Consider the following 19,082-nt stretch of genomic DNA (forward strand, 5'->3'; position numbering starts at 1 on the left):
CCATGCTGATCGTCAAGCCCGGCGCCACCGACGCGAGCGACCTCGATCCGACCGACGAGCAGCTGCCTGCCATCGATGCCGAAGAGATCGAGCCGCGTTTCCGTGCCGTGCTCGGTCGTGGTGGCGAGCGCCGCGGCATTCGCCTCGAGCGGATCTACTGGGACGGCCTCGGCCGCATGTCGACCGCGGGCAAGATGTCGACCGCCGATCTGGTGCACTACACCGCCGCGCAGATGCCCGAATCCGGCAATCTCGCCTCGCTGCTGCGGGTGCTCAGCTTGAAGTGGGCGCTGCGCCGGCTGGATACGGTCGAGGACATCTCCTCGCTCGCCAATGTCAACGCCATCATCCAGGCCTCGCCATCGCCGACCATTCTCCTGACGCATGAGAAGAAGGTGCAGCTGTTCAACGATGCCTTCCTGTCGATGCTGCGCCAGCGCCTGCCGCTCGGCGATCTCGCGCAACTGACCAAGAGCCTGCGCTTTTCGATCGACACCCAGATCGAGGAAGCCATCGCCACCTTGACCCGCAACAAGGGCAAGACGCTGAACACCGGCTTCAGCATTACCGTCGGCACACAGACCATGAAGGGCCAGATCAACCTGGCGCTGGCCCCGACGCATGAAAAATCGATGCTGATCGGCTACATCTCCCGCTATTAGGCGGGGTGGCCGGAACCGGTCGCTAATCCTCGGTTCGACCCAGGTTTTCACGATCGCGCTCGTATCGCCGCCGCAGCGGAAACGGCGGCAACCACGCTTCGCGACGGATGGTCCAGAGCTCGTAGCTCGGCTGCAGCTGGTCCGGCGCATCCAGTGACCCGAGGTTGACCTCGACTTCATCGCCGCTGCGCCCGAACACCGAAGAGCCGCAGCGCTGGCAGAAATGCCGCCCGCGATAGTCCCCTGTCTCGCCATCCACGGTCACCGCGTCGGCAGGGAAGATCGCCGAGGCGTGGAACAGCGCCCCATGATGCTTGCGGCAATCCAGGCAATGACAGATGCCGACCCGGTAGGGCTGCCCCGTCGCCACGATCCTGACATTGCCGCACAGGCAACCGCCGGTGAACTGGTCCATGCCGCGTCTCCTCCCTAGACAGATGATCGCGATAGATAGTGCTCAGCAGCCTCGCGACAATTTCCTGCTGCGGAATGAGGGGAGCACACCACTCGCAGAAACTTTCCAGGGGAGGGCGGATATTGTCCCTATAAATATATTCACCCATATGGTTGACTAATAATCGGGAATACGTATATTCAACCGCATGGGTGAATGAAATGGATGAAGATGCACTGTCACTGATCCTGAAGGCCGCGGGGGATACCACGCGGCGGCAGATTCTGACGCTCCTCGTACAGGAGGGGGCGTTGCGGGTGACGGCATTGGCAGCTCATTTCGACATGTCCCTGAACTCCGTCTCCAAGCATATCAAGGTGCTGGAGGAGGCAGGGCTGGTCACCCGGCGTACTTTGGGCCGCGAGCATTTCATTGCCGCGGAGCTTGAGCCGTTGAAACTGACTGAACACTGGTTCGCGCAACTGAAGTCGATATGGGAGCTGCGCCTCGCGGCGTTGGAGGAACTACTCGTTTCAAAGGAGTGAAGTCATGTCCGAGCTTGAACTGACCGTAAGCCGCAAGATCGCAGCCTCGCGCGAGAAGATATTCAACGCCTGGCTTTCGCCCGCCACCTTGGCGAAATTCATGAAGACGCCGAACGGCGATTTCGACGCGAAGAACGTCAGCACCGATCCGGTCAAGGGTGGCCGCTTCCAGATCATGATGGTGACCGCCGAACGCGAGATCCCGCATGCCGGCACCTACCTGGAAATCGACCCCTATGCGCGCCTCTCCTTCACCTGGGAATCGCCGCACTCGCTCGATGACAGCGTGGTCACCATCGACCTCAGGGAGATCGACGCCGACACCACCGAACTGACGCTGCACCAGGTGAAATTCCGCAGCGAGGGTGCCCGCGACGGCCATATCCAGGGCTGGACCTCGATCCTCGGCGAACTCGACAAGCTGATAGGCTGAACGGCCACAATGCCGGGCGGGACACGTCTCGCCTGGCATTGTAATGACAGCGCGCCGCACCGCCGCGCTCAGTCGAAATCAACCACCTCGTTGTTCAAAGGCAGCGCCGCCTTGCGCTTGCCGCTCAGCCTGTTGTCGATCACCGCCGGCTTCCCGTCCTCGATCGCATCGTCGCCGCCTTCTGCAAGCACGCCCTCGCTGGAAAACCGGGTGAACACGAAAGGCAGCCCGTTGGCGTTCAGCGGCGAGGGGCCGTCCATGATGTGGAAATGCAGATGCGGCGCCGTCGAATTGCCGGTGTTGCCGAGCAGTCCGATCACGTCGCCCGTCTTGACCCGATCGCCGAGCTTCACCTTCAGGCTGCCACGCTGCAAATGGGCGTAAAAGGCGAAATTGCCGCCGCCGATATCGATCACCAGCATGTTGCCGCCGATACTCTCGGTGGTGATCCCCTTGGCATCCTCGCCCGGCACCTGCTCGTCGGTCGCGTCGTAGAGGTTGACCACGGTACCGGCCGCTGCGGCATGGATCGGCGCGCCGTAATAGGCATAGCTCGAAAGCTTGGAGGCATCGCCGGTATAGACCCGCTTCTCGTCGTCGAGCTGCAGCCAGTCGATCGCGAAGCGCTCCGGCACCCGAAGCTGGCCGTCGATCGACATGATGGCGCCGCGGTGCGAGGTGATGCTGTCGCAGCAGCCATTGACGGCGACCCACCCTTTGCCGCGCAACGGCGGCGCAACGGAGACGGCTGGTTTTGCGATCGTGGTGCCGGCGCCCGTAAAGGTGAAGGTTGCGGGCAACGGCGCATCCTTCGGCATCGCCATGGGCTTGCCGTCGGTTCCCGCGCTCTGCCGCGTCGCCGTCACCTCGGCCAGCACCTGCTTCGGCAACGCCGCCTCTTTGGCGAAGCTCACGTCCATCAGCACCACCGCCGATCCGCCGGGCGAAAGCATCCGTCCGGCGGTGCTGAAGGCCTTCGTCATCGCTGTGAGCTGGTCGCCCTCGATGGCCCACAGGCTTCGTCCGTGGCTGTCGACCGCCTGCACCTTGTCGAGCGTCACAAACAGATCGCTCGGATTGACCACCAGCAACTCATAGGCGAGATGCACCCGGCCATCGGCGCCCAGCACAGGATGGGGCGCGCTGATCGGGCGGACCGCAATGGAGCTGAAGATTTCATCGGGTTTGAGCGATTGGGCAACCGCGCCGGAGGCAAGGAATAACGCCGCGGCGGCGGCAAGACTTGGCCATATGCGCATGACACCTCCCGACATGCCGATCACCTGACCGCGCGCGGTGGCGGTGGATGCGGCAATGGATTGCTGTTTGGCATTTCAAGGCTGGCGGACGCTGCGGTCCGTATATCGGCCTCTCAATATCGTCCGGTTTTGCCAAATGCGCAACGTTCGAAAGCCAATGTCGTCAGGGCAGGAACCACCAGGCCCCATCCGCAAACAATGAAGCCGCCAGCGATGCAGCGCCGGCGGCTTCGGCTTCGGTATCGAAGCGGGTTGCGGGAGGAGGATAAATCCCGTCTCTCGCCATTGCTCTTCTTCTCAGAAGGCAACGCCTTCGCCTGGCGCTACCTTTTCGATCGGCATGGCGGAGGCCATCTGGCTGCCGCCGACGCGGGAGCCGTGCAGGTAGCCCTTGCCACCGGCGATCGAGTAAAGCGGCATGTAGTCAGGCAATCTGCTGTCGACGAGAACGTCGTCGCGCATGTTGTCGAGAATGAAGTGGTTGCCACCGGCCGAGACCGACAGGATGGCGTGATAGAAGTGGCGCTTCTGGTCGAACAGCACGACCACCGCCATGTCCTTCAGATCGACGCCCTCGGCATGCAGCGCCGCCATCTTCAGGATCGCGAAATCCTCGCAATCGCCCTGCTGGCGCTTTAGCGTTTCGGATGGGCTCGCCCAGTAATCGGCCACCTTGTAGGTGTCGATGTCGCGGGCGTAGCGGATCGTGTGGTTGATGGTGCTGTTGACCGAATTCATCTTGTCGCGCAGCGAAGCCTGCGACGTCTTTGTGAAGGCGGCCTTGATGGCGACCACGGCATCGGTGCATTTGCCGGCGCCGCAGGAAATCGCCGTTCCATCGGTCATCTCCTCGAGCGAAGGCGCCAGTCGCTTCAGCGCTGCAAGACGCTTGAACGGGATGGCGACAGAGCCGAACACGGCGCCGTCGCTCGCAGCCGCCGCGATCGACGGGCGGGTCGCAGGCTTAACGGATGCGGTGGTCTCGGGGCTCCAGGCGGCCGTTGCCGGCTGCATCGACTGCTTCAGTGCAGCAACATTGATCGAGCCGAGCGCACGGATGATGCCGCGCCCTGCAAGCCCAAACATGTCGGCAATGCCGCCAACGGTCACGCTGCGCGTCATCTGGCGTGCGGCACTGTCTGGAATATAGGTGGAGTAAGAGGCGATAGAAAGTTCTGTATTATAGAGTACAGATGCCGATGCGCGGTCGCATGAAAAAGAAGAGATTGCTGATATCAGCGCGATGAAAGCAATTTTTTTTGTTTTTATTGTTGCGGTCACGGGATTTAATGTCTCCACTTGTTGGGAGAAATCTACCGGACAGCGATAAACATCGGGTTTGGAAGCATAGATAACTCGGAACAAAGTTATCCACTCAAAAAAGCAGAAAATTTTAGCTTTTCCGTCAACCAAGTTTGGGGGAAGGGTTTGCTTTCGCAGAGTGCCTATGCAGATATGAAATCGACAAATGGCCGCGCAGAACGGCGACAATTCGTGTGGGGGAAGCCCGTGACAGTTCAATGGAAAGCGCAGGCGCAAAGCCCGCATGGTTTACGTCGCCTCGTTCCCGGCGCCAGCACCGGCGCGCGGGCCATCAGAACGCTGCTGCTTCTCTCGGTCATCCTTTCCTGCGGCGCGCTGACAGCCTGTCAGTCCGATGTCGATGGCATCGCCAAGAACGTCAAGACCAATGACATCAAGCCGCCCTCCAGTGATGTCGAAGAAAGCTTCGGCGAGAATGGCGTTGAAATCACGGTGTTGATGCAGAAGGGATCGACCGGTCTCTACGAAGGTCCGTCGCGCGATGTCAGGGATGGTGCCGCACTCGGCATCGGCGAACTCGGCGCTAACCAGGCCTTCGTCAAGGTGGTCGATATATCGAGCGCCGCCGCCGTGCCCGCCGCCATCGCCGCTGCCAGGGGCAGAAACTCCGCACTTCTGGTCAGCTACCTGCCGCCGGCCACGACAGCGGCCATCGCCGCCATGCCGTCGGATCAGCGCCCGGCGCTGCTCAATCTCGGCGCTTCGGTGCCGGCCACGACGGGCAATGTCTATAACCTCGTCTCCGATGAAATCGACAGCGCACTGGAAGGCGTGCGGGCCGCCTTTGCCAGCGGCCACAAGAAGGTTCTCGTCTTTGCCCAGCGCGACCTGCCGCAGGCAGCCGATCAGAAGCTTGCCGACGCCATTCGCGCATCCGGCGGCACCTTTATCGGCATTGCCCGCTACGACCTCACCGATGCCGCAGCGGCCGCTGCCGTGCAGGCCAGCAAGCCGCAGCTGCAGACAGCCGATACCGTGCTGATCCTCGGCCGCACCGCGATCACCACCACCATCGAGGGCGCCATCAAGGCCGGCGGCCAGAGCAATCTCAACTTCATCGGCACCAGCGCCTGGCCACCGCAGACCTACAGGGAGCCGACGGCCAACGGCACGCTGATCGCCATGGTCGAGCCGGAAGGCGCGTCGCTGATATCGGAGCGCTACCAGCGCCACTACAAGCGCCCGCTCTCCACCGACGCCGCCTATGGCTACGACGCCATCGCCATCGCCTCCGGCATCATCCGCACCAAGGGCGCCGCCGGGCTCAACGCCGAGACGCTGACCAGCAAGCTCGGCTTCCGCGGCGTCACCGGCCTGTTCCGCCTGACGCCCTCCGGCCAGGCCGACCGCCGCCTCAGCCTCTACGCCATCAGCGGCGGCAAGCTGAACGTACTGGCCGCGGCGCCCGCCTCGTTCTGACCGGTCGTCCGCGGGGTGGACGCGTCAACGTTTTTTGGCGGCATCAATGCATTTGGCCCGGGCGATCCTCGCAACGCTGCATTTCCGGCGACGTGCTTAGATCCTCGGCACAAGGCCGAGGATGACGCCGAGAGCTGGAATGCTCAGTAATTTCAGTTGCTTAGAGGAGGAGTCGACATTCACGACCGTCATCCTCGGGCTTGTCCCGAGGATCTGCTGACGTCCCCAAAACCAATCGGTTGATGGATGTCGCGACAGGCCCAAGCACAACGACAGCATCATTGACGGCTCGGTTATCAGCCAAACCCACGGCACGAGACCGCCGCCCGTCTCTCCTCCCGCATCATCCCGCCTCACGGCACCAATGCCACTGCTGCAAAGAACGCCTCCGGGCTCTCCACCTCCACCAGCTTGCGCTTCTCGATCAGCCAGAAGCGGTTGCCGACATTGCGGATGAAGCGGCGGTCGTGCGAGACCAGCAGGCAGCTTGCCTGCTGCGCCATCAGCTCGCTCTCCAGCGCCTCCTGGCCCTCGATATCGAGATGGTTGGTCGGCTCGTCGAGCAGGTAGAAGTTCGGGTTGGTCAGCCGCAGCGCCAGCATCCCCAGCCGCGCCTTCTGTCCGCCCGACAGCCGCCCGATCGGCTTGCCCTGCATCTCGATGGTCATGCCGGCGCCGGCGAGCAGCGACCGCGCCCTGGCATCGCCGACATCGAAGCGGCGGATGATCATCCGCATCGGCGTCTCCTGGTCGTCGAGTTCGCCCAGCGCCTGGTCGCCATAGCCGAGCACCAGCGATGGCGTCGCCTTGATGCCCTCGACAGCGCCATCCGCCTCCAGCACCGCCCGCCGCAGCATTCCCACCAGCCGGCTCTTGCCCACCCCGTTGGCGCCGAGCAGCACGATCCGGTCGCCCTGGCAGATGAACTGCTTGGCCGTCCTGACGAGCAGCGTCCCGTCGGGCGTCGTCACGGCGGCATCGTCGAGCGTCAGCAGCACCTTGGCATGGGTGCCGCGATTGGCCAGCCGGATGGCGCCCGACGAGCGCTCCAGATGCGCCGGCTTGGCCGCGTCCTCAAGCTTGTCGGCCCGCTGCTTCAGCTGCTTGGTCTTGACGACGAGCAGGTCGCTGCCGGAGTTGATGCCGATATTGTTGAGCTTGGCGGCCTGCTGGCGCAGCTGCTGTGCCGTCTTCAGGTCGCGCTGGTAACGCCGCTCGTCGGATGCATCCGCTTCGTCGAGGGCCGCACGGGCAGCACTGTAGGGGAGCGCAAAGATCGCCGATTGCTCCGGCCGCAGGAACAGTGTCCGGTTGGTCGTCGCATCCAGAAAGGCCCGGTCATGGCTGGAGATGATCACAGGCATGTCGCGGGGCAGGGTCGTCAACCAGTCCTCCAGCCGGGCGATCTTGCCGAGATCGAGATGGTTGGTCGGCTCGTCGAGCATCAGCACGTCGGGCTCCGTCACCGACACCCGTGCCAGCATCGCCAGCCGCTGCCAGCCGCCGCTGAGCTGCCCGACCGGGCGCTCGCGCATCGCGTCGGGCACGTCGAGCGCCTCCAGCACCATATCGACCCGCCAGCTTTCGTTGAGCTGCTGATCCTCCGGCAGCGCCTGCAGCACCGCGTCATGGAAGGGTAGCGGCAGCAGGGCAGGCGGCACGTCCTGCTCGACATGGCCGATGGTCAGCCCGCGCGAGCGCGTCACATCGCCTTCACTTGCCTCGAGCGTGCCGGCAAGGCAGCGCAGCAGCGTGGACTTGCCACGCCCGTTGGCGGCCACGAGGCCGATGCGGTCGCCGGCGCCGACGGTGAGGTTGAGCTTTGCAAACAGCGGGCTGCCGAGGGTGATGCCGAGATTGCGGATATTGATTGATGTCATGATCTTGCTCTGGTCGAACGAGCACGCACACGGGCAGCGAGGGCTTCAGCCATCATCGCGCGCGGTTGCATGTGCTCGGTGGATTGAAAACCATGCAGGCGAGCCAAGGCTCACATCTGCATTGCCACGAGGGGCAGACCAGGAAGAGATTGTCGAGAAACGGTCTCTGGTCAGCCCTGCAAACGCATCTGCAGGGCGTTGATCGGGCCACGCTGGCGATTAAATCTGAAATATCTCATCACGCGCAACCCTCCTTTCTCAATGCATCATTGGTAGCACCGGTCAGGCAGAAACTCAACCGTGCCGTTCGAACGAGGTGATCAGGAAGATCGCATCGGGCTCGATCTCCCTGAGGATCGCGCCGCCGTCGCTGCGACAGATCTGCAGCTCGCAGAGCAGGCCCGATGCCTCGAACAGGATGATATCGACGAGCGGCCCGTATTGATCGGGCGTCTCCTTGTCGTCGAAATAGCCCGACGCCACCGGCCGCTTTGGCAGGTCGGCAGCAAGATCGGTCATGTCGCGCGGCCGCAGCCTGAGCGAGCCGAACTCATCGATTTCGGCCGCTCGATAGTGTTCGCTGTCCCAGGGTGGGGTGCCGCCACGCGCAGCGTGCCGTGCCAGCCGTTCGATGATCCGCTTTTCAGCTGCGGTCAGCTCTCTCCAAATCAACGTCACGATGTTGCTTCCGAAAAGAGAGGAGGGAGACTACCGTTTCAAGCTGCCGAGAATGCCGCGCACCAGCGCCCGGCCGACCTGCGTCGCCACCGTGCGCGCCACGCTCTTCATCGCTGCCTCGATCACCGTCTCGCGCTGGTAACCGGCAGATTTCGTGCGGCCCTGTGCAGGCTTCTCATCCTTGTCGTCGTCACCGAAGCCCGGCAGCGTCCAGCGGCCCGAGGCGCTGCCTTCGGTCGGCTCTGTCGGCTGCGCCTGCTTGGCGGCGTCGGAATCGGATGCCTTCTTTGCCCGGACGGCAAGAATCTCGAAGGCGGATTCGCGGTCGAGATCCTCGTCATAGACGCCGAGAACCGGGCTCCTGTCCATCACCTGCTGGCGCTCCGCATCGGTCAGCGGCCCGACCCGGCCGGATGGCGGGCGGATCAGCGTGCGCTCGACGATCGACGGCGCGCCCTTGGCCTCCAGCGTCGAGACCAGCGCCTCGCCGGTGCCGAGCGTGGTGATCACCGTGGCGCAATCGAATGCCGGGTTGGGGCGGAAGGTGTCAGCTGCGGTCTTCACCGCCTTCTGTTCGCGCGGCGAATAGGCACGCAGCGCATGCTGCACGCGGTTGCCGAGCTGCGCCAGCACCGTTTCCGGCACATCGAGCGGGTTCTGCGTCACGAAATAGACGCCGACGCCCTTGGAACGGATCAGCCGCACCACCTGCTCGACGCGCTCGGTCAGCACCTTCGGTGCGTCGTTGAACAACAGATGCGCCTCGTCGAAGAAGAAGACGAGGTTCGGCTTCTCGGGATCGCCGACTTCCGGCAGTTCCTCGAACAGCTCGGACAGCAGCCACAGCAGGAAGGTGGCGTAAAGCCGCGGGTTCATCATCAGCTTGTCGGCGGCCAGCACCGAGATGTGGCCGTAGCCGCGATTGTCGGTGCGCATGATGTCGGTGATCTTCAGCGCCGGCTCGCCGAAGAAGTGCTCGGCGCCCTGCTGTTCCAGCACCAGCAGCGCTCGCTGGATCGAGCCGACCGAGGCCTTGGAGATCAGCCCGTACTGGCTGGACAGCTCGGTGGCATTCTCGCCCATGTAGTTCAGCAGCGAGGTCAGGTCCTTCAGGTCGAGCAGCGGCAGGCCGCCCTTGTCGGCGATCTTGAAGGCGATGTTGAGCACGCCTTCCTGCGGCTCGGAAGCATCCATCAGCCGCGCCAGCAGCAGCGGCCCCATCTCGGCAATGGTGGTGCGCACCCGGTGGCCGCGCTCGCCGAACAGGTCCCAGAAGATCACGGGGAACTGGTCGAACTCGTAATCGTCGAAGCCGATCTGCTCGGCCCGCTTGGCGAGAAAGTCCTTCGCCTCGCCCTTGGCGGCAATGCCCGACAGGTCGCCCTTGATGTCGGCGCAGAACACCGGAACGCCGGCCTTGGAAAACCCTTCGGCCAGCACCTGCAGCGTCACCGTCTTGCCGGTGCCGGTTGCCCCTGTCACCAGCCCGTGGCGGTTGCCGTATTTCAGGTCGAGATATTCGGGTGTGTTGATGCTGTCATCCGGGTTGCGGCTGGTGCCGATGTAGATCTTGCCATCTTCGAGCATGCAAAGTCTCCCTGCCGGCGACGGACGCCGATTGCGTCAAAATGCGGAGAGCAGAATCCGCATGTTCATACTAATATGATTTGCTTGTTATAAGCAGGGACTTCATTACGGACAACTGTCTGCATTCAAAGGAAAACCGGGATAGCGCGCAGTCTCGTCCCGGGCGGCTTGAGTTGCTGCATGAAGTCGATTAACGTTGACGTTAACGTCAATAAAACAGGAGGATGACGATGAACGAAATCGTAGATCAGGTTGCCGCACGGGTCGGCATTCCGCCGGAAGTTGCCGAAAAGGCCGTTGGCATGATGCTCGGCTTTCTCCAGCGCGAAGCGGCCGACGGCCCGGTCGCCAAGATGATCGCCGCCATTCCCGGCGCCTCCGATCTGGTCGCCCAGTATAACGGCGCCGGCGAAACCGGCGGTGGCGGCATTCTCGGCAGCATCATGGGTGCGCTCGGCGGCGGCGGCGTCATGGCGCTCGGCCAGCAGCTGATGGCCGAAGGCCTCGGCATGGGCGAGATCACCGCGCTCGCCAAGGAAACCTTCGCCGTTGCCGAACAGCACGCCGGCAAGGACGTCGTCGATGAAGTCGTGGCCTCGGTGCCCGGGCTCAGCCAGTTCGTCTGAGCCGGTTCTTCTGCGACGGATGGTGATTTGGCCGGATGGTGATTTGACCCGATGGTGATTTGGCCCGATGGTGATTTGATTGTGCGAACGGGCGGGTTTTCCGCCCGTTTTGCGTTACGGGGAGGGGCTTCGGGCGCTGCGCCAGTGGCCCCCTCATCCGGCTGCCGCCACCTTCTCCCCGATGGGAGACGAGATATGTGGCGAGCCCGCGTCCGGAATACTGCCCTCGGCGTCAAAGGTGGCGGCGAGACGCAAAAGCAAGGAGCACCCTGAGCGGCAAGCGAAGGGCATTCGTCATGCCCCACCAAGGAACCTATTGCGTCACCCCAAGCAACTGCAGCCAGACACCTGCCTGATCGCGCGCCGTCTGCCGGTCGGCATTGTCGAGCATCCCGGCGCCGCAATATGTCTCCACCGACGCCTTGTCGGCATCGGCAGACTGCCTATGGTTGGAGCCGCTGATCACCTGCCGCCAGGCGCAGCCGAGAACCCGGTCCTCGACGATGGCGGTATCGCACCCTGTGCTGAAGCAGAGCGAAACCGTCTGCTGGCTGTCATAAGCGCCGCCGACGGCACGCGCATAGGTCGCGACCCATGTCGCGCGTGTCTTTGCGCATCGATCCTGATCGCCGCTCTGGCTGCAGGCGGTCGTGGCAATATAGTCCTTCGCTGGTGGGAAGTCGGCGAATTGGGCCAGATTGACACATCCGCAAGCCAGAAGAGCGGCCGTGATCCACTGCAATATCGCCTCCTGCCAATCGCGCAACACCACAGCCTGCGGGAATCAATGCAGACCAAATCAGGCATCAGTGTATGGTGTGTCGATGCTTGCCGAAAGTCGTTTCGGTCAGGAATATCAATGCAGGGTAAGATGCACCGGCGGGCTTAGTGCTTGCTTTTTGTTTCCCGCGCCAGCTTCAGGATGACGTCATCAGCCGCATCCGCCAGTGCCATGGCGATCTCGGCTGCTTTCCAGCCTCTCTTCTCGCCATCGCGGATGAGTTCGAAGAGCATGGGTTCGAATTCGGACCGGCAGGTCTCCATTCGTTTGTCGGAATTTGATCCATTCTTGGAAGATTGAATATCTGTCATTCTCAATACCCCAGATTAGAGGGTAGATTTAACAAGGCCGGTGAAGAGCGCAAGTAAATATGTTAATCGGACATTAACAATTCGATTCTTTTTGCCAACGCAAGCAAAAAAGCAACTAGAAATCCAAGAAGGGCCCGCCGGGGTTTGACGAGCCCCGCCTTCTCTGTCGCACTGGAAAAGCAACTCGGTCAGCAAGAAAAGCTTGAGGCCCGGTAAACAAGCAGTCAACTGCTACTTATTTTGTAGATGTCACCTTCTTTTTACACCGAAGTACCCAATAGTCCCGTAAATACTATGGGTTTTTGCTGCAGGGAATCCCTGTGGATAACAATCGGCCCTGAAGTATACTAATTTTAAAGTGCATTTATTTACCGGTGTTTCGATTGGTTGTGCAGCACGACACCCAGTTCGTGCCACTGTCGCCCGTCCTTGCGGATTAGGTCGTCCGCGCAGGTCGGTCCCATGCTGCCGGGCATGTAGGGCTCCGGCTGGTCGCCGCTTTTCGCCCACATGTCGAGGAACGGCTGCACTGCCGCCCATCCGGCCTCGATGCCGTCGGCGCGCTGAAACAGCGTCTGGTCGCCGATGAACAGGTCGTAGAGCAGGGATTCATAGCCGGTCATCTTGCCGATGTCGAATTTGTCGGCATAGCGGAAGTCGAGCGACACAGGCACGGTATCGACCGTCAGCCCCGGAGACTTGATCGACAGCTCGATGCTGAGCCCCTCATCCGGCTGTACCTGGATCACCAGCCGGTTCGGCGGCAGGCTGCGCTTGATGTCGGTTTCGCGAAACTGTGCGAACGGCACCTGACGGAAGGTGACGACGATCTCGGTATCGCGCGCCTTCATTGCCTTGCCGGTCCTGAGATAGAACGGCACGCCGGCCCAGCGCCAGGTATCGACATAGAGTTTGACCGCCACGAAGGTCTCCGTATGGCTGTCGGGCGACACGTCCTTGGTCTCGCGGAAGGCCGTGACGTCGCTGCCGTTGAGCGGGCCGCCGGTATAGGCGCCGCGCACCCCATGCTCGGCTGCTTCGTCGGCCGTGTAGATCCGAAGCGCACTCAGCGCCTTGCTCTTCTCGCTGCGGATCGCCTCGGCGCCAAAACCGTTCGGCGCTTCCATGGCGATCATTGCCAGCAGCTGGAAAAGATGGTTCGGCACCATGTCGCGCAGCGCGCCGGTGGCATCGTAGAACTTGCCGCGGCTGCCGACATCGACCGTTTCGGCAGCGGTGATCTGCACATGGTCGATGTAGTTGTTGTTCCACAGCGCCTCGATCATCATGTTGGCAAAGCGCGTCGTCAGGATGTTCTGCACCGTTTCCTTGCCGAGGAAGTGATCGAGCCGGTAAACCTGGTTTTCCGAGACCTTGGCAAGGATCCGCGCATTCAGCGCCTTGGCCGAGGCAAGGTCGGTGCCGAACGGCTTCTCGATGGCGATCCGCCGGAAGGCGCTGTCGGTCTCGGTGGTCAGCCCATGCTCGGCCAGCTTCTCGACGATCGTGCCGAAGAACTGCGGCGGCACCGCCAGATAGAAGGCCGCATTGCCGCTCGGCGCCTTCGCCAGCCGCGCCTTGATATCGAGAAAGATCTCGTCCTTGGTAAAGTCGCCTGACGTATAGGAAATCCGCTCGCGCAGCCGTTTCCAGCCGTCGCTCTTGGCATGCTCGCCCTCGTCGTCGAGCGTCGCCAGAAAGCTGTCCAGCCGCCCGACCAGCATCGCATCGTCGCCGGGCTCGATGCCGACGCCGAGAATGTTGAGATCGTCGCCGGCAAGCCCGCTCTGCCTGAGGTTGATGATCGCCGGAACCAGCAGCCGACGCGTCAGGTCGCCGGTGGCGCCGAAGATGACAAGCGTAACCGGTGGGCTAGGAACTGCTACCATGATGATCTCCTCGATATGGAAGGGGGACTATAGCGCGTGGCGCGGGGGCCACAAGCGGGCCTGCACCCAGCGTCAGGGGGAGGGAACGGGCGGCGGCCATCGTCGTGTGGTATGAATGAGCGCCAGAATCCACCGCTGCGGCCGCCTCGCAAGCCGGGCTGCTACCCCTTCACCGCCACCATGAAGATCCGCGGGAAGCGCAGCAGCACCCGTCCGTCGGACATCTCAGGATAGGCCTTTTCCACCCGTTCCAGATAATCCGCCAGGAACGCCTCGCGATGCGCCTCGCCGGCATGGTCGAGATAGGGGCGAAGGCCGGTGCCCTTGACCCATTCGACGATCGCCGCCGCATCCGCCATCGGGTGATTGTAGGCCGTGTGCCAGATATCGACCCGCGCCGCCTTGGCGATCAGCCTCGAGTAATAAGTCGATGGTGGCGGCAGCGGCTTGCGGCGCACGCTCTTTTGCTCGAACGCGGTTTTCCACGGTCCGGCATGGCCGGTCTCTTCCATCAGCAGATGCGTCGGTTCGGTGAGATTATCGGGCATCTGCACGGCCAGCACCCCGCCCGGCGAAAGCCCGTCCATCAACCGGTCGAAGATGTCGAGATGTTCGGGCAGCCACTGGAACACCGCATTGGCAAACAGCAGATCGACCGGCTCCTCCGGCTGCCATGTGGCAAGGTTCGCCTCGACGAAGCGGGTGCCGGGCAGGCGCTCGCGCGCTGCATCCAGCATGTCGAGATCGCTGTCGAGACCGGTCACGCCCGATGCGCCGTAGCGGTCGATGATCAGTTCGGTCGAATTGCCGGGGCCGCAGCCGAGATCGACGGCGCGCTCGATCCGCTCCAGCGGCACCTGCGCCAGCAGGTCGCGCGCCGGGCGCGTCCGTTCATCCTCGAATTTCACATACTGGCTGGCAGACCATGCCATGGCATTTCTCCTGTCGAATCTGCGTCTTCGATACGTTTGATCCTGATCTTGTCGATGTTGCGGCCATTGACCGCCACCGCTTCGAACAATGATTTAACGCGGCCACGATGAAGAGACCGCTTCTTGTGGGATCACAACATGAAACGCAGATGACACCGGGCGCAGGCGACCGATGTTGACGTTCCGCAATGTGGAATGAAGAGGCTGCCTCAGGTGCAGCTATGCCAAAGCTGGAGCCGGCACCAATGTGCCAACGACAGTCCGCGCCGCCATGATCCACAGGGCGTGATGCTGGGATGAGGAAGCCGCCCAGGAGGCCCGGGCGGCTGATCGGCGGCTTAAGCTGCCAGAGTGGTGGCGCCGTCGCTGTTGGCAACGACCGTCACGCGGTCTGTCGTCTGTCGCGAAGCCGCGGCTTCGAAGAATTCCGCCATCTCGCTGTCGATGACAGCCGAGAACAGGGCTGTTTCCGGCCCTGGATTGGAATAGCCATGCGCCTGGTCGGCATCGATTCTGACGATGTCGCCTGCAGTCGCTTCGAATTCTTCCAGTCCCTGATCCGTCATCCGGCGGATTTTCAGCCGTCCTTCGATGATGCGGAAGATTTCGGGGCTGGCGTGGCGGTGAAGCGGCGTCCGGCCGCCCGAGGGCACCGTGACGTCGAAGATGTTGAGCCAGGTTCCTTCCAGCCGAGCGCGGTGCTCGAACTGGTCGTCCATCGCAAAGATGGGCTTTGCGCCTGACTGGGCATGCGTAGTGACAAATGAGTTGGACACGATGTCTCGCTTTTCTTTTTATTAGAGGGAGCGCCGTTAAACCTTTCGAAAGCACATTGCAACCCGCCAGAACAGGCGCCGATGACCTCGACGGTCCCGGCGCGATATGGGTTCTGGGGCTTTTGCCACCCGGCGATCACTGCATTGTGTTTGGATTATCTGCTTGCCAGAATGCGCTTGGCCACTTCGTCCAGCGCTTTGGCGTTGTCCTTGACGATCAGGGCGGCAATCGCTTTGAGTGCGGCAATATTACCCGGCGAGGCGTCATCCAGCGCGTCGTTTTCGTTCACCGTCAATTGCCGGTCGAGGCGGAAATAGTTGAGCGAAGCGGCGTTTGCGTCGGTAACGACTGTCGCGTAGTTGATCTTGGTGCCGACAGGATTGAGCAGTGCATTGGCCTGATAGGAGGCGGTGCTCGATTGTCCCTGCATCAGGATAGAGATCAGCGGTGTATCATGCGACGGCTGCATCCAGCCGAGGATGCCCCAGCCCTTGGCCTCCTGATAGGCGATAGGCCGGTTTTGCTGGCCGGTGCCGAGCGACAGGAACACCAGACTGTCATCCTTCCATGCCGCTTGCTTGCGTGCCTCGACATAGGCGGCGAGAGTGGGATCGTTGGCAAACACCCCACCGTCGATCAGCGGCACGAAACGCTCCTCGGGCTTCTTCTCGCCGACGCGCTCGATCAGCGCCGGCGGGAAATAGGTGGGTGCCGCAGATGTGGCGCGGGCTGCCTCCCAGAAGCGGAAGTTGCTGTTCTCCTTGTCGGTGTTCGACATGAACAGCGCTGCGCGGTGGGCGATGTTGTAGGCGGTGATGACAACCTTCGACAACCCTTTGTCCAATGTCGCGGTGCCGAGGCGCTCGCGCAGTTTCTCCTCCAGCGCATCCGGCTGGTAGCGCGGATCATTGAGCGCAAACAGGTTGAACGGATTTGGAATTTGCGGCTTGCGAAAGATGTCGCCACCCTCATCCGCGTAAAGGCTGACAAGATTCTCCGGCGTGCAGGCCGCATGGCTCGGATCGTCAGGGTGCGGGCATGTCAATCCGGCTGCGATGATGCCGCCCGTCGAGGTCCCGGCGATCATGTCGAATGCCTTGTGCAGCGGTAGTCCGTCCAGCCGCTTGGCGAGATCGACCAGAATCGTTGCCGGGATTATGCCGCGGATGCCACCGCCGTCGATCGACAGAATGAAACGCTTTGCCATGCTCTCCTCCATGCCGGTTGATCCGGCAATAAGGAGTAGCGATATTGACGCGATGATTGCAACAAACTGAAAGGCACGTTTTAATTGCAGTAGATTGTCCCGATCACCTCAAAACGAGGTGATGACACTGATCCCCGTCGTCTCCGCCTTGTCGAGCGTCATCAGCGCCGGCACGGCTTCGGCCAGGCTGATCCGCCGCGAGATCAGCTTCTGCGGCGCGATCTTGCCTGAAGCCAGCATCGCCATCATCGCATCGTAGCGCCAGGCCTGCATGCCGTGGCTGCCATAGATCTCCAGCTCGTGGCCGATCACCTGCGCCATCGGGATCTGCGGCGTCGAGTGTTCGCCGAGCATCAGCCCGACCTGCACATGCCGGCCGCGGCGGCGGAGATTCTTGATCGAGTTGAAGCAGGTGACGGGATGGCCGAGCGCATCGATCGACACATGCGCGCCGCCCTTGGTGATCTCGCGCACGGCTTCCGCCACGTCGGCAACCACGTTCGCATTGATCGCCGCCACCGCGCCGCACTCGCGCGCAAAGGCCAGCTTCTCCTCGGACACGTCGATGGCGATCGCATTGGCGCCGAGCGCCGTCGCGATCATGATCGCCGACAGGCCAACGCCGCCGCAGCCATGCACGGCAATCCATTCGCCGGGCCCGGTGCGCGCCTGGTCGGCAACGGCGCGGAACGAGGTGGCAAACCGGCAGCCGAGGCTCGCCGCCGTCGCATCGTCGATGCTGTCGGGCAGGTGCACAAGATTGGTATCGGCGTAATCGATCGCCACATATTCGGCGAACGAGCCCCAATGGGTGAAGCCCGGCTGGAACTGGTTCGGGCAGACCTGCTGGTTGCCGGAGTGGCACTCGCCGCAATGGCCGCAGCCGGACACGAACGGCACGGTCACCCGGTCGCCGATCTTGAAGCGCATCACGCCCTTGCCCGTCGCCACCACCTTGCCGGCCAGTTCGTGGCCCGGCACATGCGGCAGCTTGATATCGGGATCATGCCCCATCCAGCCATGCCAGTCGCTGCGGCAAAGCCCGGTGGCACCGACCGAAATCACCACGCCGTCCTCGCCGGGAGTCGGATCCGCCAGGGTGGCGATCTCGGGGGCCTTTTCGAAGGCGTCGTAGAACATGGCTTTCATCGGTCTGTACTCCTGCATCCCGTGCGTGACTGTCCGGGCATCGACTAAGCGTCGATGATGACACGCGGGTGCTGCCTGTTCCAAGCGCACCACCCATTATTTTTGCTGATATGTCCCATCGCTGCCGCTTCAGCATCCGCGCATGATTATTGCCGAGATCGGCGAATGCCGATCACTTTTCTTGCTTAGCGTTTTCAGCGCCACATTTCTGCTTGACCCGGTCTGTGGTCGGGGATTTGTCTCTCCGCAATTCTGAAGGAGAGTCTCATGGCCGTCGATACATCGCCCCGTTCCAACACCTGGACCTATGTCGAGGGAGAGTGGCTGACCGGCAATCCGCCGCTGATCGGGCCGACCTCGCATGCCATGTGGCTCGCCTCCACCGTATTCGACGGCGCCCGCTGGTTCGATGGCATCGCGCCGGATCTCGACCAGCATTGCCAGCGCATCAACCGCTCGGCCGTCAACATGGGCCTGAAGCCGACAAAGACGCCGGAAGAGATCGAAGCGCTCGCCTGGGAGGGCATCCGGAAGTTCGATGGCAAGACGCCGCTCTACATCAAGCCGATGTACTGGGGCGAGCATGGTGCGCCGGGCAGCGTCGTCACCGTCGATGGCGATTCCACCCGTTTTGCGCTCTGCCTGTTCGAAGCCCCGCTCGGCAACGCCGCCCCGAACTCGCTGACGCTCTCGCCCTTCCGCCGCCCGTCGCCGGAAACCGCGATGACCGATGCCAAGGCCGGCTCGCTCTATCCCAACAGCGGCCGTGCCATCGCCGACGCCCGCGCCCGCGGCTTCGACAATGCCCTGATGCGCGACATGAACGGCAACATCGCCGAAACTGCATCCTCCAACGTCTTCCTCGTCAAGGACGGCATCATCAAGACGCCGGTGCCGAACCGCACATTCCTCGCCGGCATCACCCGCGCCCGCGTCATCGGCCTGATGCGCAAGGCCGGCTTCGACGTGCGCGAAGCCACACTTTCCGTCGAAGACTTCATGACTGCCGACGAGATTTTCACCTCGGGCAACTACTCCAAGGTCGTCGGCGTCAACCGCCTCGATGGCCGCGATTTCCAGGAAGGCCCGGTCACCCGCAAGGCGCTGGAAATTTACATGGACTGGGCATTTGGTCGCAGCGAAACCGACAGCTGACCTGCTATAGAAATTGACATCAGGCAAGAACAATGGCCGCGCCCGTCGCGGCCATTTGCACGGCTGGGGGAGGAG

General features: G+C 62.4%; 19 protein-coding genes. 6 read left to right on the top strand and 13 right to left on the bottom strand.

What is annotated here, in order from left to right:
• Positions 1–2: 2 nt before the first annotated feature.
• Positions 3–662 carry a ribbon-helix-helix domain-containing protein gene (locus GVL52_RS07115; protein WP_160005274.1) on the top strand — a complete coding sequence of 220 codons (660 nt, stop codon included), beginning with the start codon at positions 3–5 and terminating at the stop codon, positions 660–662.
• Positions 663–684: 22 nt separating this feature from the next.
• Here the strand turns inward: GVL52_RS07115 and GVL52_RS07120 are convergent, their stop codons facing one another.
• Complete coding sequence (locus GVL52_RS07120) at positions 685–1,077, bottom strand: GFA family protein (protein ID WP_160005276.1); 393 nt, start codon at positions 1,075–1,077, stop codon at positions 685–687.
• A 200-nt stretch (positions 1,078–1,277) separates the two neighbouring features.
• Between GVL52_RS07120 and GVL52_RS07125 the strand changes: the two genes are divergently transcribed.
• Together GVL52_RS07125 and GVL52_RS07130 are read left to right on the top strand one after the other, a co-directional pair.
• Entirely contained in the window at positions 1,278–1,601 is a 324-nt protein-coding gene (locus GVL52_RS07125) for a helix-turn-helix transcriptional regulator (RefSeq protein ID WP_160005279.1), read from the top strand.
• A 4-nt stretch (positions 1,602–1,605) separates the two neighbouring features.
• Positions 1,606–2,034 (top strand): SRPBCC domain-containing protein, encoded by a 429-nt coding sequence (locus GVL52_RS07130; RefSeq protein WP_160005281.1) that lies wholly within the window; start codon positions 1,606–1,608, stop codon positions 2,032–2,034.
• 68 nt (positions 2,035–2,102) lie between these two features.
• On the opposite strand, the gene GVL52_RS31160 is transcribed toward GVL52_RS07130, so the two are convergent.
• Positions 2,103–3,308, bottom strand: coding sequence for a M23 family metallopeptidase (locus GVL52_RS31160; protein WP_160005283.1), 1,206 nt, complete (start codon positions 3,306–3,308; stop codon positions 2,103–2,105).
• A gap of 282 nt (positions 3,309–3,590) precedes the next feature.
• A complete protein-coding gene (locus GVL52_RS07140; protein ID WP_244619107.1) occupies positions 3,591–4,415 on the bottom strand; it encodes a transglutaminase-like cysteine peptidase in 825 nt (274 codons plus the stop codon).
• A gap of 387 nt (positions 4,416–4,802) precedes the next feature.
• On the opposite strand from GVL52_RS07140, the gene GVL52_RS07145 reads away from it, so the two are divergent.
• A complete protein-coding gene (locus GVL52_RS07145; protein ID WP_160005287.1) occupies positions 4,803–6,035 on the top strand; it encodes an ABC transporter substrate-binding protein in 1,233 nt (410 codons plus the stop codon).
• 353 nt (positions 6,036–6,388) lie between these two features.
• Here GVL52_RS07145 and GVL52_RS07150 read toward each other — a convergent pair whose 3' ends face one another.
• The 3 genes from GVL52_RS07150 to GVL52_RS07160 all read right to left on the bottom strand — a co-directional run bounded on the left by GVL52_RS07150 (position 6,389) and on the right by GVL52_RS07160 (position 10,180).
• On the bottom strand, positions 6,389–7,915 hold the full coding sequence (locus tag GVL52_RS07150; RefSeq protein WP_160005289.1) for an ABC-F family ATP-binding cassette domain-containing protein: 1,527 nt from the start codon (positions 7,913–7,915) through the stop codon (positions 6,389–6,391).
• Between the two features lie 294 nt (positions 7,916–8,209).
• The gene (locus GVL52_RS07155; RefSeq protein ID WP_160005291.1) at positions 8,210–8,593 is read right to left on the bottom strand and encodes a hypothetical protein; all 384 of its coding nucleotides are present in this window, start codon (positions 8,591–8,593) and stop codon (positions 8,210–8,212) included.
• Between the two features lie 30 nt (positions 8,594–8,623).
• Positions 8,624–10,180: a helicase HerA-like C-terminal domain-containing protein gene (locus GVL52_RS07160; protein WP_160005293.1), complete on the bottom strand. Its 1,557-nt coding sequence runs from the start codon at positions 10,178–10,180 to the stop codon at positions 8,624–8,626.
• A gap of 230 nt (positions 10,181–10,410) precedes the next feature.
• Here GVL52_RS07160 and GVL52_RS07165 point away from each other — a divergent pair, with 230 nt between their 5' ends.
• On the top strand, positions 10,411–10,806 hold the full coding sequence (locus GVL52_RS07165) for a hypothetical protein (RefSeq protein ID WP_160005295.1): 396 nt from the start codon (positions 10,411–10,413) through the stop codon (positions 10,804–10,806).
• Positions 10,807–11,119: 313 nt separating this feature from the next.
• On the opposite strand, the gene GVL52_RS07170 is transcribed toward GVL52_RS07165, so the two are convergent.
• From GVL52_RS07170 to GVL52_RS07200, 7 genes are all read right to left on the bottom strand, one after another.
• The gene (locus tag GVL52_RS07170) at positions 11,120–11,548 is read right to left on the bottom strand and encodes a hypothetical protein (RefSeq protein ID WP_244619108.1); all 429 of its coding nucleotides are present in this window, start codon (positions 11,546–11,548) and stop codon (positions 11,120–11,122) included.
• Positions 11,549–11,691: 143 nt separating this feature from the next.
• Positions 11,692–11,820, bottom strand: a complete 129-nt coding sequence (locus tag GVL52_RS31165) for a hypothetical protein (protein ID WP_018896989.1) — start codon at positions 11,818–11,820, stop codon at positions 11,692–11,694.
• A 446-nt stretch (positions 11,821–12,266) separates the two neighbouring features.
• A complete protein-coding gene (gene zwf / locus GVL52_RS07180) occupies positions 12,267–13,787 on the bottom strand; it encodes a glucose-6-phosphate dehydrogenase (RefSeq protein ID WP_160005299.1) in 1,521 nt (506 codons plus the stop codon).
• Positions 13,788–13,948: 161 nt separating this feature from the next.
• The gene (gene tam / locus GVL52_RS07185) at positions 13,949–14,719 is read right to left on the bottom strand and encodes a trans-aconitate 2-methyltransferase (protein ID WP_160005301.1); all 771 of its coding nucleotides are present in this window, start codon (positions 14,717–14,719) and stop codon (positions 13,949–13,951) included.
• A 338-nt stretch (positions 14,720–15,057) separates the two neighbouring features.
• The gene (locus GVL52_RS07190; protein WP_160005880.1) at positions 15,058–15,498 is read right to left on the bottom strand and encodes a cupin domain-containing protein; all 441 of its coding nucleotides are present in this window, start codon (positions 15,496–15,498) and stop codon (positions 15,058–15,060) included.
• Between the two features lie 152 nt (positions 15,499–15,650).
• Positions 15,651–16,703, bottom strand: coding sequence for a patatin-like phospholipase family protein (locus GVL52_RS07195; RefSeq protein WP_160005303.1), 1,053 nt, complete (start codon positions 16,701–16,703; stop codon positions 15,651–15,653).
• Positions 16,704–16,811: 108 nt separating this feature from the next.
• Positions 16,812–17,852, bottom strand: coding sequence for a zinc-dependent alcohol dehydrogenase family protein (locus GVL52_RS07200; RefSeq protein ID WP_160005305.1), 1,041 nt, complete (start codon positions 17,850–17,852; stop codon positions 16,812–16,814).
• Between the two features lie 267 nt (positions 17,853–18,119).
• On the opposite strand from GVL52_RS07200, the gene GVL52_RS07205 reads away from it, so the two are divergent.
• The gene (locus tag GVL52_RS07205; RefSeq protein WP_160005307.1) at positions 18,120–19,007 is read left to right on the top strand and encodes a branched-chain amino acid aminotransferase; all 888 of its coding nucleotides are present in this window, start codon (positions 18,120–18,122) and stop codon (positions 19,005–19,007) included.
• Positions 19,008–19,082 lie beyond the last annotated feature (75 nt).

The organism is Rhizobium sp. 18055 (assembly GCF_902706285.1).
Lineage (GTDB): Bacteria > Pseudomonadota > Alphaproteobacteria > Rhizobiales > Rhizobiaceae > Rhizobium.

Coding starts and splice junctions, on each gene's coding strand:
- GVL52_RS07115 (WP_160005274.1), top strand. CDS start 3: ATGCTGATCGTCAAGCCCGGCGCCACCGACGCGAGCGACCTCGATCCG.
- GVL52_RS07120 (WP_160005276.1), bottom strand. CDS start 1,077: ATGGACCAGTTCACCGGCGGTTGCCTGTGCGGCAATGTCAGGATCGTG.
- GVL52_RS07125 (WP_160005279.1), top strand. CDS start 1,278: ATGGATGAAGATGCACTGTCACTGATCCTGAAGGCCGCGGGGGATACC.
- GVL52_RS07130 (WP_160005281.1), top strand. CDS start 1,606: ATGTCCGAGCTTGAACTGACCGTAAGCCGCAAGATCGCAGCCTCGCGC.
- GVL52_RS31160 (WP_160005283.1), bottom strand. CDS start 3,308: ATGTCGGGAGGTGTCATGCGCATATGGCCAAGTCTTGCCGCCGCCGCG.
- GVL52_RS07140 (WP_244619107.1), bottom strand. CDS start 4,415: ATGACGCGCAGCGTGACCGTTGGCGGCATTGCCGACATGTTTGGGCTT.
- GVL52_RS07150 (WP_160005289.1), bottom strand. CDS start 7,915: ATGACATCAATCAATATCCGCAATCTCGGCATCACCCTCGGCAGCCCG.
- GVL52_RS07160 (WP_160005293.1), bottom strand. CDS start 10,180: ATGCTCGAAGATGGCAAGATCTACATCGGCACCAGCCGCAACCCGGAT.
- GVL52_RS07165 (WP_160005295.1), top strand. CDS start 10,411: ATGAACGAAATCGTAGATCAGGTTGCCGCACGGGTCGGCATTCCGCCG.
- GVL52_RS31165 (WP_018896989.1), bottom strand. CDS start 11,820: ATGCTCTTCGAACTCATCCGCGATGGCGAGAAGAGAGGCTGGAAAGCA.
- zwf (WP_160005299.1), bottom strand. CDS start 13,787: ATGGTAGCAGTTCCTAGCCCACCGGTTACGCTTGTCATCTTCGGCGCC.
- tam (WP_160005301.1), bottom strand. CDS start 14,719: ATGGCATGGTCTGCCAGCCAGTATGTGAAATTCGAGGATGAACGGACG.
- GVL52_RS07195 (WP_160005303.1), bottom strand. CDS start 16,703: ATGGCAAAGCGTTTCATTCTGTCGATCGACGGCGGTGGCATCCGCGGC.
- GVL52_RS07200 (WP_160005305.1), bottom strand. CDS start 17,852: ATGAAAGCCATGTTCTACGACGCCTTCGAAAAGGCCCCCGAGATCGCC.
- GVL52_RS07205 (WP_160005307.1), top strand. CDS start 18,120: ATGGCCGTCGATACATCGCCCCGTTCCAACACCTGGACCTATGTCGAG.